18 protein-coding genes are annotated in these 14,904 nt (G+C 39.0%); 12 read left to right on the forward strand and 6 right to left on the reverse strand.

What is annotated here, in order from left to right:
• Positions 1 to 29 precede the first annotated feature (29 nt).
• Positions 30 to 626 (reverse strand): trimeric intracellular cation channel family protein, encoded by a 597-nt coding sequence (locus ACFQ38_RS03665; protein WP_336822547.1) that lies wholly within the window; start codon positions 624 to 626, stop codon positions 30 to 32.
• 143 nt (positions 627 to 769) lie between these two features.
• Here ACFQ38_RS03665 and ACFQ38_RS03670 point away from each other — a divergent pair, with 143 nt between their 5' ends.
• Positions 770 to 2,032, forward strand: coding sequence for a methionine gamma-lyase family protein (locus ACFQ38_RS03670; protein WP_381479812.1), 1,263 nt, complete (start codon positions 770 to 772; stop codon positions 2,030 to 2,032).
• A gap of 80 nt (positions 2,033 to 2,112) precedes the next feature.
• Here the strand turns inward: ACFQ38_RS03670 and ACFQ38_RS03675 are convergent, their stop codons facing one another.
• Together ACFQ38_RS03675 and lexA are read right to left on the reverse strand one after the other, a co-directional pair.
• Complete coding sequence (locus ACFQ38_RS03675) at positions 2,113 to 2,646, reverse strand: dihydrofolate reductase family protein (RefSeq protein ID WP_381479813.1); 534 nt, start codon at positions 2,644 to 2,646, stop codon at positions 2,113 to 2,115.
• A gap of 187 nt (positions 2,647 to 2,833) precedes the next feature.
• Entirely contained in the window at positions 2,834 to 3,454 is a 621-nt protein-coding gene (gene lexA, locus ACFQ38_RS03680; RefSeq protein WP_336822550.1) for a transcriptional repressor LexA, read from the reverse strand.
• A gap of 198 nt (positions 3,455 to 3,652) precedes the next feature.
• On the opposite strand from lexA, the gene yneA reads away from it, so the two are divergent.
• The 5 genes from yneA to sirA all read left to right on the forward strand — a co-directional run bounded on the left by yneA (position 3,653) and on the right by sirA (position 7,886).
• Positions 3,653 to 3,961 carry a cell division suppressor protein YneA gene (gene yneA, locus ACFQ38_RS03685; RefSeq protein WP_336822551.1) on the forward strand — a complete coding sequence of 103 codons (309 nt, stop codon included), beginning with the start codon at positions 3,653 to 3,655 and terminating at the stop codon, positions 3,959 to 3,961.
• Positions 3,958 to 4,608 carry a YneB family resolvase-like protein gene (locus tag ACFQ38_RS03690; protein WP_336822552.1) on the forward strand — a complete coding sequence of 217 codons (651 nt, stop codon included), beginning with the start codon at positions 3,958 to 3,960 and terminating at the stop codon, positions 4,606 to 4,608. Before yneA ends, ACFQ38_RS03690 begins: the two co-directional genes overlap by 4 nt.
• Positions 4,609 to 4,801: 193 nt before the next feature.
• Entirely contained in the window at positions 4,802 to 5,035 is a 234-nt protein-coding gene (locus tag ACFQ38_RS03695; RefSeq protein ID WP_381479814.1) for a DUF896 domain-containing protein, read from the forward strand.
• A gap of 119 nt (positions 5,036 to 5,154) precedes the next feature.
• A complete protein-coding gene (tkt, locus tag ACFQ38_RS03700) occupies positions 5,155 to 7,158 on the forward strand; it encodes a transketolase (RefSeq protein WP_381479816.1) in 2,004 nt (667 codons plus the stop codon).
• 281 nt (positions 7,159 to 7,439) lie between these two features.
• The gene (gene sirA, locus ACFQ38_RS03705) at positions 7,440 to 7,886 is read left to right on the forward strand and encodes a sporulation inhibitor of replication protein SirA (protein ID WP_336822555.1); all 447 of its coding nucleotides are present in this window, start codon (positions 7,440 to 7,442) and stop codon (positions 7,884 to 7,886) included.
• 43 nt (positions 7,887 to 7,929) lie between these two features.
• On the opposite strand, the gene ACFQ38_RS03710 is transcribed toward sirA, so the two are convergent.
• Positions 7,930 to 8,427, reverse strand: coding sequence for a GNAT family N-acetyltransferase (locus ACFQ38_RS03710; RefSeq protein ID WP_336822556.1), 498 nt, complete (start codon positions 8,425 to 8,427; stop codon positions 7,930 to 7,932).
• 185 nt (positions 8,428 to 8,612) lie between these two features.
• Here ACFQ38_RS03710 and ACFQ38_RS03715 point away from each other — a divergent pair, with 185 nt between their 5' ends.
• Positions 8,613 to 8,849 (forward strand): YneF family protein, encoded by a 237-nt coding sequence (locus tag ACFQ38_RS03715; protein ID WP_336822557.1) that lies wholly within the window; start codon positions 8,613 to 8,615, stop codon positions 8,847 to 8,849.
• An 878-nt stretch (positions 8,850 to 9,727) separates the two neighbouring features.
• Here the strand turns inward: ACFQ38_RS03715 and ACFQ38_RS03720 are convergent.
• The gene (locus ACFQ38_RS03720; RefSeq protein ID WP_336822558.1) at positions 9,728 to 10,654 is read right to left on the reverse strand and encodes an alpha/beta hydrolase; all 927 of its coding nucleotides are present in this window, start codon (positions 10,652 to 10,654) and stop codon (positions 9,728 to 9,730) included.
• 18 nt (positions 10,655 to 10,672) lie between these two features.
• The gene (locus ACFQ38_RS03725) at positions 10,673 to 11,575 is read right to left on the reverse strand and encodes a hydroxymethylglutaryl-CoA lyase (RefSeq protein WP_336822559.1); all 903 of its coding nucleotides are present in this window, start codon (positions 11,573 to 11,575) and stop codon (positions 10,673 to 10,675) included.
• Positions 11,576 to 11,659: 84 nt separating this feature from the next.
• Here ACFQ38_RS03725 and ACFQ38_RS03730 point away from each other — a divergent pair, with 84 nt between their 5' ends.
• The 5 genes from ACFQ38_RS03730 (at position 11,660) to ACFQ38_RS03750 (ending at position 14,847) form a co-directional block, all read left to right on the forward strand.
• Positions 11,660 to 12,844, forward strand: coding sequence for an acetyl-CoA C-acetyltransferase (locus ACFQ38_RS03730; RefSeq protein WP_336822560.1), 1,185 nt, complete (start codon positions 11,660 to 11,662; stop codon positions 12,842 to 12,844).
• Between the two features lie 18 nt (positions 12,845 to 12,862).
• Entirely contained in the window at positions 12,863 to 13,114 is a 252-nt protein-coding gene (locus ACFQ38_RS03735; RefSeq protein WP_336822561.1) for a YqkE family protein, read from the forward strand.
• Between the two features lie 144 nt (positions 13,115 to 13,258).
• Positions 13,259 to 13,588 (forward strand): four-helix bundle copper-binding protein, encoded by a 330-nt coding sequence (locus tag ACFQ38_RS03740; RefSeq protein ID WP_336822562.1) that lies wholly within the window; start codon positions 13,259 to 13,261, stop codon positions 13,586 to 13,588.
• Positions 13,589 to 13,876: 288 nt separating this feature from the next.
• Positions 13,877 to 14,437 carry a YhcN/YlaJ family sporulation lipoprotein gene (locus ACFQ38_RS03745; protein ID WP_336822563.1) on the forward strand — a complete coding sequence of 187 codons (561 nt, stop codon included), beginning with the start codon at positions 13,877 to 13,879 and terminating at the stop codon, positions 14,435 to 14,437.
• Between the two features lie 248 nt (positions 14,438 to 14,685).
• A complete protein-coding gene (locus ACFQ38_RS03750; RefSeq protein WP_336822564.1) occupies positions 14,686 to 14,847 on the forward strand; it encodes an aspartyl-phosphate phosphatase Spo0E family protein in 162 nt (53 codons plus the stop codon).
• Positions 14,848 to 14,904 lie beyond the last annotated feature (57 nt).

The raw sequence follows: 14,904 nt of genomic DNA on the forward strand, positions 1-14,904 counted from the left end.
GTCTTTTATGAGACTTGATACGGCCTTTATTATTTTGGCCCTTGTGGTAATCGCCAATGGAAACGATAGGAAAGCATTCGTAACATTGTTGTTACGATCAATAATATATATAAGGCGATATCTATCTTATGTAAACCGAGACCGACGAGAAGCCCGGCCACTGCAGCCCATACTGCATAAATATCCTTTTGGAAAATTAGCGGTTTTCTACCAGCTAACACATCTCTAACGACACCGCCGCCAGCACCTGTCAATACTGCTGCAACCATAATAGCAAACAATGATTTTTCATATTTGACTGCTAACATTGCACCTTGAATTGCAAATGCTGCAAGCCCAACAGCGTCAAAATATGTCCCCCATCTGTTCCAATGAGTTAATAGCATTTTCGAAAAAAAGAAAATGATAAGGATTGAAATGGTCGCCACAATAAATAGGAAATTTTGATCCCATAGTACAGAGACGGGGGCGCCAATTAAGACATTCCGTATTGCACCGCCGCCAAACGCTGTCACCATCCCTAAAATATATACGCCAAATAAATCATATTGTTCTTCAAGTGCTATGAGGGCGCCCGATATTGCAAAGGCTGCTGTTCCGATGAAACTAAAAACTTCCCAAGCCAAACAACTGCCTCCTTTCTGAGAGCATCTATTATTGTAGCAAATGAATGGCGAATACGTTAGTCTCTTCTTTGTTTTGTGAGCTTCAAACGCCATTTATTATGATAAGATAATAGGGTGACTATAAAAAGAAAGAGGAATTACGGATGAAACTATTTCAATATAGCGAGCAACTGACATTACGGGCTTCGGAAGTAGAAGAAAAAATTGCTCCCTATTTTAAGCGTATCGAAGAGATTGCATTTTATAATCAGAGAAAGGTATTATCCGCTTTCCGGAAAAATAAGGTGAGTGATTTTCATCTCACAGGATCAACAGGATATGGGTATGATGATAGCGGTAGGGATGTCTTAGAACAAGTATATGCTGACGTGTTCGGAGCGGAAGCATGTTTAGTTAGGAACCAAATTATTTCAGGGACGCATGCCATTTCGTTAAGTCTTTTTGGGTTATTGCGTCCAGGAGATGAGCTGCTATATATTACAGGTAAGCCATACGACACTTTAGAAGCGATCGTTACAGGAAACGGTGAGGATACAGGATCATTGCATGATTATGGCATTACGTATAAACATATTGATTTGAAGGAGGATGGTTCTGTCAATTTTGAAGAAGTTTCAAAACATGTGAATCAACGTACTAAAATGATCGGCATTCAACGATCGAAAGGGTACTCGGATCGACCTTCTTTCCATGTGGAAGAAATTGAGGAAATGGTAAGGTTCATTAAAGAGATCAATGAGGATCTAATCGTTTTTGTGGACAATTGCTATGGTGAATTTGTGGAAACAAAAGAGCCGATAGAAGTAGGTGCTGATATTATGGCCGGATCTCTTATTAAGAATCCTGGCGGCGGGTTAGTACGTACGGGAGGTTATATCGCAGGGCGTTCGGATTTGATTCAGAAGTGTGCATATCGATTGACATCTCCGGGAATTGGTTCGGAAGCGGGGGCTTCATTGGATACGCTTCTTGAAATGTATCAAGGGTTTTTCTTAGCTCCTCATGTCGTAAGTCAGTCGGTGAAAGGTGCAGTATTTACAGCTGCTTTACTGGAAAGCTATGGCTTCAATACGACACCGCACTATGCAGATCTCCGCACCGATTTGATTCAATCTGTCAATTTCAGCAATGCTGAACAGATGATAGCGTTTTGCCAGACGATTCAAGAAAACTCTCCGATCAATGCGCATTATGCACCTGAACCATCCTATATGCCTGGCTATTCCGATGATGTAATCATGGCTGCTGGAACATTCATACAAGGATCGAGTATCGAATTGACAGCAGACGGACCGATCCGACCACCTTATACTGCATATGTGCAAGGCGGTTTGACATATGAACACGTAAAAGCGGCAGTTATGTCTTCTATGGAACAACTATTGAAATCTCAAATGGTGAAATAATATTATTAATTATTAAAGCTTTAACTCGCGTTAAAAAGAGAAACACTCAACTACGAGGTTTCTCTTTTTTTAAAGCGCCCTTATTTGATTACTTTGTACCGGAGTTCAGCAAATTGATTGAATCTCCGCATTCCTTTTAAAGAGAGATTTAATTGTTGATTTCCTTCTCTGAATAGGGGAATTCCTTTGCCAAGTATCGTTGGGGCAACTGTTATAATCATTTCATCAACTAACATTTCCTCTATAAAGGAAAGCAACAATTCTCCGCCACCAACAATCCAAATGTTTTTTCCCTCTTGGCTTTTTAGTTTGTTGACAAAACGATTTATATTACCATTTACAAATTTTACATCTTCCGTATTTTCTATTATAGATCTTGAAAATACGTAGCATTCTTTGTTCTTATATGGAAACTCCCCTGGATTTTCCTTTATTATCCAATCATATGTTCTTTTCCCCATTAAAATGGTATCCACAGTGTCGTAAAATTCTGAAATTCCATTATCACCTTCACCTTCGACATTAAAAAGCCACTCTAGAGACTCATCCTCAGTAGCAATATATCCATCCAAACTTGAAGCAATAAATAATACAACATTTCGATTTTTACTCATTAAATTCTCCTTTACTCTTTTTTTAGAATGTTCTCTTAGGCTTTGATTGATAAATAAGAACTTTAAAAGGTTTTCAGACAAGATTCGAATATTTTTCTTGAAAAATTCTAAACAAAAGGGAGTGTCACGAAATCGTGTGTCACTCCCTTTAGATGTATGGATAAGTTCAGTTGAAAGCAGCTAGACATTAATGAATATGTCGGTATACGCCAACAACTTTTCCTAAGATGGAAACGTTGTCTACGATAATTGGTTCCATAGATTCGTTTTCAGGTTGCAATCTAAAATAGTTTTTTTCTTTAAAGAATCGCTTTACTGTCGCTTCATCCTCTTCAGTCATTGCAACGACAATCTCCCCATTATTGGCAGTATGTTGTTGTTTGACGATGACGTAATCTCCGTTCAAAATACCTGCATCAATCATACTTTCTCCCATTATTTCAAGCATGAAAAGGTGGTCATCAGAAGTTCCGTAAGTTTCTGGTAGCGGGAAATACTCTTCGATATTTTCAATTGCAGTGATTGGAAGGCCGGCGGTTACTTTCCCTACAAGCGGAACGTGCAGAACTCCCGCTTTGAGTGCATCATGACCTTCAGGGTCTAACACTTCTATTGCTCTTGGTTTTGTAGGGTCTCTACGAATATACCCTTTACTTTCCAAGCGAGCTAAATGTCCATGGACTGTAGAGCTTGAAGCTAGTCCTACTGCTTCTCCTATTTCACGGACGGACGGGGGATACCCTTTTTGCCTTACTTCTTCTTTTATGAATGTCAATATATCTTGTTGTCTTTTCGATATTTTTTTCATCTTTCTCACCCCTCGATTAAAAGTTGTCTTAGGAAGTTTGTGGTTTCTTAACCACATTCGTGATTATTCCTTAAAAAGAGTATAACAGGTGTTCGAGTGGTTTGCAAACAGAGGTTCGAGAAAAACTGTTGACTTATAGGAATGCCTGTTCTATAATGGGAACAAATATTCCGAACAGACATTCTTGGAGGGGTTTTTATGAAGTTCATACAAAAATACGGATACATATTGTTCATGATGTTGCTCTGCTCTACATTTACTCTCTTTTGGGTTATGAAGCATTCACAACCGAATGACTTCGTAGAAATTACAATTTCCGAAGGGGATACGTTATGGGGGCTTGCCGAACATTTTTCCGAACATGAAGAGCCTCGTCAATGGATACGAAAAGTAATAGACATGAACGATTTAAGTTCAACAACGATTAAATCAGGAGAAACGCTCAAGCTGCCAGTCTATGCAAATTACGATGCCAATGCTATAGTATTGGCGGGTGAGGAACGATGAAAAATTGTGTCATTTACTGTAGAGTCAGTACAGAAAAAAACACGCAGGAACCTTCGTTAAGAAGGCAGGAAGAAGAGCTTATAGCGCTTGCTCAGAAGTTAGGGTATCATCATTTGAAAACATTTTCTGACAAGCATAGCGGTTATGATATTGAGCGAGAAGGATTACTTGATCTGCTCGATTACATCAAAACTGAAAATATTGACGCAGTTTTAATACAAGATGAAACAAGATTAGGTAGAGGGAACGCGAGAGTGGCCATTTTGCATTTGCTATCGAAAACGAACATATCGATTATTACCAATCATGATAGCGGCAATATTGCTTTAAACGAAATGGATACAATGCTGTTGGAAATATTGGCGATCGTTGAGGAATATCAGCGTAAACTGCATAACGCGAAAATTAGAAGAGGAATGAAACGGGCAGTGCGCGAAGGCTATAGACCTGAAAACAATTTAAAAAACAAAGGTAATATGGATGGAAGAGAAAGAATAGAAGTGCCAATCGAAGAAATTGTTTCATTGCGTAAAAAAGGGCTCACATATGAAGAAATTACAAGCGTTTTAAAAGGTTTAGGTCATCATATAAGTAAAGCGACTGTACATAGACGTTATAAAGAATATGAAATGGAGCAGGAAGGCTGAATGGTTGCACTTCCTGCTCTTTTTGTATACCTTCTATAGTAGAGTTTCAGTGTAAAAGCGTTTTTCCATCAGATAGTGCTCTTGGAAGTAAGCAATGTGTTATATACAGAACTCTTCGCATTCTACAATTGAATGCAATTGTTGTGCAATTTTTGTTCTAAAAATGAAGTTTTATTACAATTGGAGGAATACTATGCTATCGCAAGATAAAATCAACCGTATCAATGAGCTTTCCAAAAAGTCTAAAACGATAGGATTGTCAATCGAAGAAGCAAAAGAGCAAACAAAATTACGAAAAGAATATTTGGAATCATTCCGTTCCTCTATGAGAAATACAATTGAGAATGTTAAAGTGCTTGACCCACAAGGAAATGATGTTACACCTCAAAAAGTTAAAGAGGCAAAGAATAAAAAATATTTGAATTGATTGAGCGGGACATTTATGATATCCGAGATGCGGATTGTAATTCTTGTCTATATTGACTACACTATTATAGGATACGATTTATTCACTATTAGAGAAAGTTACGGGAAAGGATGTTCAGAATGACGGAACAAATTGAACAGTTAGCGATTAATACGATTCGAACATTATCGATCGATGCAATTGAAAAAGCAAATTCAGGTCACCCTGGATTGCCGATGGGTGCAGCTCCGATGGCGTATACGCTGTGGACAAAACATATGCACCATAACCCATCCAACCCGAAATGGTTCAATCGGGACAGATTTGTTCTTTCTGCTGGACATGGATCCATGTTGCTATACAGCTTGCTTCACTTGAGCGGCTATGACCTGCCAATGGAAGAAATCAAGAACTTCAGACAATGGGGTTCTAAAACACCCGGACATCCGGAGTATGGCTATACGGTCGGCGTTGAAGCAACAACTGGCCCATTAGGACAAGGAATTGGCATGGCTGTAGGAATGGCTATGGCAGAAAAACATTTGTCTGCAACATACAATCGTCCGGATTTCCCTGTGATCGACCATTACACTTATGCGCTTTGTGGAGACGGCGATTTAATGGAAGGCGTAGCAGCCGAAGCAATTTCTTTAGCTGGCCATCTACAGTTGAATAAGTTGATCGTCCTATATGACAGCAATGATATTTCTCTTGATGGCGATTTGAATATGGCTTTCACAGAAAATATTCAAAAACGTTTTGAGTCTTACGGCTGGAATTATATTCGCGTAGAAGATGGAAATAATGTTGGCCAAATTTCGAAAGCAATCGATGAAGCCAAAACTAATGAAGGCGGCCCAACGATTATCGAAGTGAAAACTGTCATCGGCTATGGATCTCCGAACAGATCCGGCAAAGCGGATGCTCACGGTATGCCGCTTGGCGAAGATGAAATGAAATTGACGAAAGAATATTACAAATGGACTTTCGAAGAGGATTTCCACGTGCCGGAAGACGTATACAGCACGTTCAAGAAATCGATTGAGGAGTTAGGTGTCAAATCGGAGAAGGAATGGAATGACCTATTTGACCGATACGCAGAAGCGCATCCTGAACTATTTTCACAGCTCAATGCAGCCATCAATAACGAACTTACTGAAAACTTGTCAAATCTGCCGACGTATGAAGCTGGTGCATCGATTGCTACGCGCTCCGCTTCAGGAGATGCAATCAATGCGATCGCCAAAACGGTTCCATCGCTTTTTGGAGGAAGTGCTGACTTAGCGGGCTCAAACAAAACGACAATTAAAGGTGCTGGAGATTTCCTTCCAGGTAACCCTGAAGGCCGCAATATATGGTTCGGTGTTCGTGAATTTGCAATGGGGACAGCGTTGAACGGTATGGCACTCCACGGTGGATTGAATGTTTTCGGCGGTACGTTCTTCGTGTTCAGCGATTACGTCCGACCTGCAATCAGACTATCTGCTTTGATGGAACTTCCAGTGACGTATGTATTTACGCATGATAGCATTGCTGTTGGCGAAGATGGACCGACTCACGAGCCAATTGAGCATTTATCTTCATTGCGTGCAATGCCTATGTTGACAGTCATAAGACCAGCGGATGGCAATGAGACATCTGCCGCTTGGGAAATTGCTGTTCAATCGAAAGATAGGCCGACTGTATTGGTGCTTTCACGCCAAAACTTACAAGTCTTGCCGACAACAGGCGAATTAGCTAAAGAGGGAGTTCGTAAAGGCGCCTATACTGTTTCTCCAGCTAAAGGTGAAGTTGCTGAGGCGATTTTAATCGCGACAGGTTCAGAAGTGAATTTAGCCGTTGATGCACAAAAGCAACTTCTATCGGAAGGAATAGACGTTGCAGTCGTCTCTATGCCATCTTGGGACTTATTCGATAAACAAGATGACCAGTACAAAGAGTCCGTATTACCGAAAGCGGTGAAAAAACGTCTATCCATTGAAATGGGTTCAACGCTAGGATGGCATAAATATATCGGTGATGAAGGAGAGGCAATGGGCATCGACCAATTTGGTGCAAGTGCCCCTGGAGCGAAAGTGATTGCCGAGTATGGCTTTACTGTAGACAATGTAATGAATAAAGTAAAAACAATGTTAAATAAATGATTGTGAGGCCACTTTGGAAAAAAACAATTTCCAAAGTGGTTTTTTGGTTCATGAAAAAATCTTTTTCAATTTATGAGTTATAGGGAGTTGCTTATGCTTATAAATTTGTTTTTTTGCGGTAGTTTTTGGGCATATGCGGTTCTATTGTCTTTTATGAGCTCATCAATAAAAGATACTTCAATGTTTCCACCATTCCGACAATAAAAGTGTCTATCTTTTTCGTAATATGACAATATTTTTATTACATTTAGGGTAGACTAATAGAAAAGGAGGTGACGATCATGCGATCATATGGGATTTACAAAGTGAAAAAACGGTACCAATCATTCATTCTCGGTAGAGAGGGACTATTATATGATTTATTGAAAGATGATGCCCATGAGCGGCCTTTACAAGAAGTGCAATTTTTATGTGATGAAATTGAAGAAGCTGCAATTGACCAAGCCATTTTGAAAAACTTAGGAAAGAGTTTTACAACTGTGGAAAGCGATGAAGGAGAATACCGCTTATCCCATCCTATGAAAGGTTCGATCCACATCTCTATTTCTCCATATTCACTGTTAGCATATTGTGACGGTTCACGCATGTTAGACCTCGATCTCTTCGTCGCCTTATCCGGGTCTGATGATCGTTTCTTTGCAGTCATGGATGAACAAGGAGAGTGGGGATGGTTGAAACCGGTGAAGCAAGATTATCATTTAATGACCGAAAGGACTATTGTATTTTAATGGTATGAAGAGACCCAGGAAAGGAAAAGGGGTCTCTTTATTTTTAATACCGAATCAGTTCATATTGAATCAATTGGTTTGCTTGTCCCATATAAATTTCATTGCCAATTTTGCTGCGCTCGATAAATCCAGTTTTCTCTAACATTTTTCGCGAACGTACATTCCCCTCATGTGTTTCGGCTGTAAAAATATCAATTCCAAGTGTATTTGCCGCATAGTCAATCACTCGCAATAATGAAGCAGATCCGATTCCATTTCCCCATAAGGAACGATTCCCAATTGCGATGCCGATTTCAGCGGAATTTCCCTTAATGCATGCTAAATCTGCATAACCGATTAACTTGCCTTCAAACTCTATCCCAAGTCTTATAAAATTATGAGCTTTATTGTTTACACATTTTTGCCACCATTGATAAAGCTCATCTCTGTCCCTATTTTTCTCCCAGCCGTTTGCCATGCAAAAACCATCATCTTTAGACCATTTAAGGACGTCATCGAAATCATTTATCTGTAAAGGTCTAAGGCTAATTTCCATCTCCATATTGTAGTCCCCCTTAAAAATCAATAAATAATTCTACTTTTCTTATTATAGTATAAGAAATACAGCTAAAACGTCAGCAGATCAAAAAATTAAAATACCCAGACATTGCTATATGGCGCCGCTTTGTTGTATAATCCAACATGGTAGAGTAATCTCGAATAACGGTAGTGAAGGAGGTATAACGGATGAGCACGATTTGGGTAATCCTCATTGCCGTCGTCGCGTTAATCGCTGGTGTGGCCCTTGGATTTTTCATCGCACGTCAATATATGATGAAATATTTGAAGGAAAACCCACCGATCAATGAACAAATGTTACGTATGATGATGATGCAAATGGGACAAAAACCTTCACAAAAGAAGATTAACCAAATGATGGCGCAAATGAACAAAGTAAGTGAGAATGCAGGTAAGAAAAAATAATTGGACAAGGCAATAATATTGAGATAACGCAGTTTGTAAGTGTTTCAACAAATGCTTGCTAATTGTTCTAATCAATAATTGCCTGTCACAATGTTGTACCGGGTAATCATTCTTCACGAAAATTACATGTTGTGCTTAATCTTTCTTAATCAATTACAAACGAACCACTTTTTCTGGTGAAAGATAAACCGGAGAGGTGGTTTTTTTGATGGAACTATAAGATGTTTTTAAAAAATAATTCTTTCACTTACTATTTGTAGTTTGAGCGCTATGGAAATAATAGGCTAGTCGATACGAGCAACACATAGAAACGATGAATAGTCCATAATGAAACACGCCTAAAAGCTGTACAGTAGGCTAGAAATGATAAATGGTTATAGAAAGGTGGTACAGGTAACAATGTGGGATTTTTTCGAGCGTATCATGATAAACAAGTAGTTTTAAAGAGGAACAGAGATCTTATTGATTAGATGCTAAAACAATGTTTATCGTTTATAATTGAGCGATTAAAAAATTTTAGATTTTTTATCATATGGAGAAATTCAACAAAACCAATTTATAAAGGTTCTTGAGATTTGAGTTTCTTCTATCCACGATAGAATTCTCCCTATTTATGTGATTTGATTAAATGAATAGGAGTGGCAACTGAATTACCGCCGCAATGGATTGAAAGCGTTGAAACCGAAAGAGCGCGGGGATCGTGGTAGTTCCAGAAGGCTTTCGAAATTAATTATGTGTAAAAAGTTAGAATATAGCTGATTATGTAGTTTAATATTGTTCATGCTGTAATATTCCCATTTTACTGGCCACTTTTCTATTTCGGGAAAGTGTTTTTTTAAAATGAAAAATCCTTGCCCCGTGACAAGGCAAGGAGGTTATTAAGAGGAAAATCCGAATTCATGTAAAAAATGCCGCACTTCATATTCGTATTCCTCTGGATTTTCGTTAAAAGATTTTGCATGCGCGCCTTTTTCAAACAGCTTTAACATCTTATTTCCTTCTTTTAACGCAAATAATTCCTTCGTCATTTGTGGTAAAATAAAATCATCTTCCATACTATGGATGAACAACATCGGTTTTTCGATATGCTGTATAACTTCACGCGGCGAAACTAACGATGTAGTATAGCCATCCCGAATTTTCAAGAAAAAGTTAGCGGCACGCAATGTCATGGAAGTCCTTAATGGAGTATTCGTCCGTAAAATATGGAGAATTTGCTCGGAGAAATCAGAGAACGGGCAATCGACAATATAGAAATTTGCTTCATCCTCATAAGTACCAGCGTAAAGAATTGTCGTTGCTGCGCCCATCGATTCCCCGTGGACGCCTAAAAGAGCCCTTTTCCCAATTCTGTTACGAACGGCAGATACGACTGCTTGTAAATCAGCTTTTTCATAAAATCCGAAGCTTGTCGTTTCTCCACCAGAATCGCCATGCCTTCGATGATCATATATGACCGAATTAAAACCTAATCGTTCAAAAAGACGAGCGTATTTAATTGAATTGATTTTATTTTCCGTTACGCCATGGCAAATAATGACCGTCCGAGTCGTTTCAAGCGGTTGTAAAAAAACAGCACGCAGTGGATAGCCATTAGGTGAATGCACCCAAAAATCTTCTTTTTTCACCGTCTCATACCAATGCTCATCAAAACGTTTTGCAATAATTTCTCTGCGCAATATTAGATCCTTATCTTTCAGCTTCATGAACATAAGACGATTCGCAGCATAATAACCTAAAATGGTAAGGACGGCTGTATAAATGCTTCCTATAATTCCGGTTATGTAAAGGAAGCGCCGTTTCAATTCCGTCTCACTCCTTTGTCAGACTTCTTTTGTTTTATATAATCTGTACATACCTGTTTCAATTGGTCTCGAAACATGCGGCTCAATGATTTCAACAGCTTCACAAATTTTGTTAACGTCGATTCCGGTATGAATGCCGAGTGTATTTAACATATGGACAACATCTTCAGTAGCGACGTTGCCTGTTGCTCCTTTTGCAAAAGGACAGCCTCCAAGTCCACCGGCAGATGAGTCGAAACGGTCGATGCCAGCTTGCAATGCTGCAAAAATGTTGGCGATCGCCATTTTGCGCGTATCATGAAAATGCGCTGCGATCAGCACGTCTGGAAATGTTACTTTTAATAGCTTAAACAGCTCATAACTTTCTACTGGATTTGCCATTCCAATCGTATCTGCAACACTTAGTTCATCTACCCCCATTGATACGAAACGTCTGCATAATTCTATGACATCTTCTTTTTCAATTTTCCCCTCATAAGGGCAATAAAATGCAGTTGAAATGCATGCGCGTACAAAAATGCCTTCCGCTTTCAATATTGCGATGACTGGCTGAAGAGCATCCATTGCTTCATCTGTCGTTCGATTAATATTTTGTTTGTTAAACGAATTGCTTACCCCAACAAAAACTGCAATACTTTTAGCACCGGCCTCTAATGCCCGTTCTGCCCCTTTTTCATTTGGGGATAGGACAAACTGCCTTCCGATTTTCTTTGTCTGCTCTACAATTTCTTTCGCATCTCCCATTTGTGGTACCCATTTTGGCGAAACAAAGGAAGTGAGCTCCATTTCTTGTACACCCGCATTTTGCAATGCTTGGATAAATGCTAATTTGTTTTTCGTATCAACAATATTTTTTTCGTTTTGCAAGCCATCTCTTGGACCTACCTCGATAATTGTTGTTTTCTTTGGTAAAATGAACATATCCATCCCTCCTATACTTATTGTACTGAAGGGATGTACAAAAGGGCAATGTTCACGTAATAGAATGATAGGGGGAAATGCTATATGTCAAGTGAAGTAGTCATTGTAAGCGCTGTCCGTACAGCAATCGGATCGTTTTTAGGTTCTTTGAAAGATGTTTCTGCACCCGATTTAGGTGCAATTGTCATCAAAGAAGCGCTAAATCGCGCAGGAATCTTACCAAAAGACGTTGATGAAGTCATTATGGGGAATGTATTGCAGGCTGGATTAGGACAAAACCCTGCACGCCAAGCTGCGATTAAAGCTAAGTTGCCTGAAAACGTTCCTTCCATGACAATTAATAAAGTTTGTGGCTCCGGATTGAAAGCTGTCCATTTAGCGCGGCAAGCGATTGTTGCAGGAGATGCTGACATCGTTGTTGCCGGTGGCATGGAAAATATGAGCCAAGCTCCTTATTTATTGAAAAATGGCCGAGACGGGTTTAAAATGGGGGATCAAAAATTAATTGATAGCATGATTTCTGATGGATTATGGTGTGCTTTTAATGATTATCATATGGGAATTACTGCGGAAAATCTATGCGATCGCTATTCGATCACACGGGAAGAACAAGATGAATTTGCACAGCAATCACAAGTAAAAGCAGCAAAAGCGATAGAAAATGGGAAGTTTAAGGAAGAAATAGTCCCTGTAGAAATTCCTCAGCGAAAAGGCGATCCAGTCGTTTTTGCTCAAGATGAATACGTAAAGGCGTCTACGACAACCGAAAAGTTAGGTAAATTAAGACCTGCTTTCAAAAAAGAAGGTTCCGTTACAGCCGGCAATGCATCGGGAATAAATGACGGTGCTGCAGCGTTCGTCATTATGTCCAAAGAAAAAGCAGAAGAATTAGGTGTTCAGCCGTTAGCAACAATACTTGCAAATGCCAATGCTGGCGTAGATCCTTCTGTAATGGGAATCGGACCGGTGCAAGCTGTGAAAAATGCATTGCAAAAAGCGGATATGTCCTTGTCTGAAATCGATTTAATTGAAGCAAACGAAGCTTTTGCAGCACAATCGATTGCGGTTGATCGGGAGTTACATTTTGACAAGGATAAATTGAATGTGAATGGAGGAGCGATTGCTTTAGGGCATCCAATCGGAGCAAGCGGGGCGAGAATTTTAGTTACTTTGCTTCATGAAATGAAGCGACGACAAGCTAAATCTGGACTTGCAACACTTTGCATTGGCGGGGGACAAGGAGTCGCTACGATCGTTCAATTGCCTTAAAAGAAAGAAGGAGAATGAATGGCTAAGAAAAAACGTACTTCACAACCGTCATCATCAAAAGCAGATCAAGAGCAACTAACAATAGCTGATACACTTGGTGATGATATTTTACTACAGTTAAAGGAAGCGAAAAAGCAACTGACGGATAAGGAACAATCCGAGTTAGAAGCTGAGCGTGAGAGAAAGCGGAAAGAGCGGATTGAACGTGAAAAAAATAAAAGCTTTGCAGAATTGTTAGATGAATATGGAGACAAAGGCTCAAAATATTAATAGTAGGGCAGTCCAGAAAGTCAATGAAATGATTTTCTGTGACAGCCCTTTTCTATTTCGTAAAATTCTTATCTAGTTCCAGACCTACGCATGATTTGTTTAAAGCAGTAGTAGGCGGGAAAAGGAATGGTGGAGGTGTTTCAAATGGATAAAAAATTTGCAGAATGTTTACAGGCATGTTTAGATTGCATGAAAGCATGCAATTTTTGCTACGATGCTTGCTTAAAAGAAGAGCATGTGAAAATGATGGCAGAATGTATACGGCTCGATAGAGAATGTGCAGACATCTGTGCGTTTGCTGCACAAGCGATGACGAGGAACAGTCCATTCATTCATCAAATCTTAACCCTTTGTGCTGAAGTTTGCGAGAAATGCGCAGATGAATGTGCGAAGCATGATCATGAGCATTGTCAGCGGTGTGCAGAAGCATGCCGAAAGTGTGCAGAAGCATGCAAAGCCTATATAGAAGAATGAGCAACGCGAGCAAAAATCGGTGTTGGGAGTAGTCGAAGTGTTAGGACGGGAATATGATAATAGGAAGGTTACTGAAGAAGCTGAAAAACGGCTCAAGCCGTATGAGATCGGAAAGTAACCTAATTTAAAGTTCTTTATTTGTAAACGAACTATAAAATCATTTATTTCGTATGGAGTAGCTTTGTTAAAGGGCATTGAACTGTATTTTGAACACATATGTCACAAAAAAGAATAAAAAATCATTAATAGCACACTCTAAACTTGAAAAAAATAGAGGAGTGAATAATGATGAATAAAATGTTGAAATTTCCGATCATCTTTCTGATCGTGTTTGCACTATCAGGTTGTGGTACTAAAAATAATGACACGAATGACCAAAATGCCAATACTACAAATTCAACGAATGAGCAGGGGGCGGACGGTCAAAACGATATGAATGGCAATAACGATAACAACGATAACAATAGCAATAACAACAATAACACGAACAATGATATGAATAATGATTTGAATAATGAAACGAAAGTCGAAGTTGCAGATGACGCAGCTGAAAAAGTAGCTGCGATGGATGAAGTTGAAAGTGCGAATGTTCTTGTGACAAATCAAAATGCATATGTTGGTGTCATGTTAAAAGAAGGAACTGAAGAAACAGACGAATTGGAAAACAAAATTGCCGATGAAGTCCGGAATGCACATGAAGAATTTAAAAATGTATATGTGTCTTTTAACCCGGATTTTGCTGAACGATTCACTACTTATGGTGAACAAATTCGTGCAGGAGAACCAGTTGAAGGATTTATCGAAGAATTTAATGAAACGATTCAACGTGTCTTTCCTAATGCAAAATAATGTTTTCCATGCCATTTCATAATGAATGGCAGTTTATAGAATAGAGATGAAAAGGCTACCTTTTGACGAGTCAATCGGGAAGCCTTTTCCGCTTTTTGGTAGCAAAATCGAAATATACATAAAAATTGTGACAAATTTATGACATTTACATAACAAATTTGTTTTCATACAAACTTCGACATTCTTTTCGTGAAGATTCGGATATGATAGGCAATGGTGTGATTTTAAGAATATATGGAGGCGTAGTTGTGAAAAAATTGTTGGAAAAGCATTTGCTGTCGGTTAGGATCAATGTAAAAAGGACTGAGATGGTAAAAAAAGCGAAAAGTTTTGGGTTTACACATCCTACCGTCGTTTCCTGCAGCCAAGAATTAGATCTACTGTTAAACCGCTACCAAGATATAGCATGAAGAACATATCAAAAAAGATCGAGGCTGTCCAATAAGTCCCTAAAATAGAACAGGTGG

The organism is Sporosarcina contaminans (assembly GCF_042679045.1).
In the GTDB taxonomy this organism is placed as follows: Bacteria; Bacillota; Bacilli; order Bacillales_A; family Planococcaceae; genus Sporosarcina; species Sporosarcina contaminans.

Excerpts from the sequence above, each read along its gene's own strand:
- ACFQ38_RS03670 (WP_381479812.1), top strand. The coding sequence starts at position 770 with ATGAAACTATTTCAATATAGCGAGCAACTGACATTACGGGCTTCGGAA.
- ACFQ38_RS03675 (WP_381479813.1), bottom strand. The coding sequence starts at position 2,646 with ATGAGTAAAAATCGAAATGTTGTATTATTTATTGCTTCAAGTTTGGAT.
- lexA (WP_336822550.1), bottom strand. The coding sequence starts at position 3,454 with ATGAAAAAAATATCGAAAAGACAACAAGATATATTGACATTCATAAAA.
- yneA (WP_336822551.1), top strand. The coding sequence starts at position 3,653 with ATGAAGTTCATACAAAAATACGGATACATATTGTTCATGATGTTGCTC.
- ACFQ38_RS03690 (WP_336822552.1), top strand. The coding sequence starts at position 3,958 with ATGAAAAATTGTGTCATTTACTGTAGAGTCAGTACAGAAAAAAACACG.
- ACFQ38_RS03695 (WP_381479814.1), top strand. The coding sequence starts at position 4,802 with ATGCTATCGCAAGATAAAATCAACCGTATCAATGAGCTTTCCAAAAAG.
- tkt (WP_381479816.1), top strand. The coding sequence starts at position 5,155 with ATGACGGAACAAATTGAACAGTTAGCGATTAATACGATTCGAACATTA.
- sirA (WP_336822555.1), top strand. The coding sequence starts at position 7,440 with ATGCGATCATATGGGATTTACAAAGTGAAAAAACGGTACCAATCATTC.
- ACFQ38_RS03710 (WP_336822556.1), bottom strand. The coding sequence starts at position 8,427 with ATGGAGATGGAAATTAGCCTTAGACCTTTACAGATAAATGATTTCGAT.
- ACFQ38_RS03715 (WP_336822557.1), top strand. The coding sequence starts at position 8,613 with ATGAGCACGATTTGGGTAATCCTCATTGCCGTCGTCGCGTTAATCGCT.
- ACFQ38_RS03725 (WP_336822559.1), bottom strand. The coding sequence starts at position 11,575 with ATGTTCATTTTACCAAAGAAAACAACAATTATCGAGGTAGGTCCAAGA.
- ACFQ38_RS03730 (WP_336822560.1), top strand. The coding sequence starts at position 11,660 with ATGTCAAGTGAAGTAGTCATTGTAAGCGCTGTCCGTACAGCAATCGGA.
- ACFQ38_RS03735 (WP_336822561.1), top strand. The coding sequence starts at position 12,863 with ATGGCTAAGAAAAAACGTACTTCACAACCGTCATCATCAAAAGCAGAT.
- ACFQ38_RS03740 (WP_336822562.1), top strand. The coding sequence starts at position 13,259 with ATGGATAAAAAATTTGCAGAATGTTTACAGGCATGTTTAGATTGCATG.
- ACFQ38_RS03745 (WP_336822563.1), top strand. The coding sequence starts at position 13,877 with ATGAATAAAATGTTGAAATTTCCGATCATCTTTCTGATCGTGTTTGCA.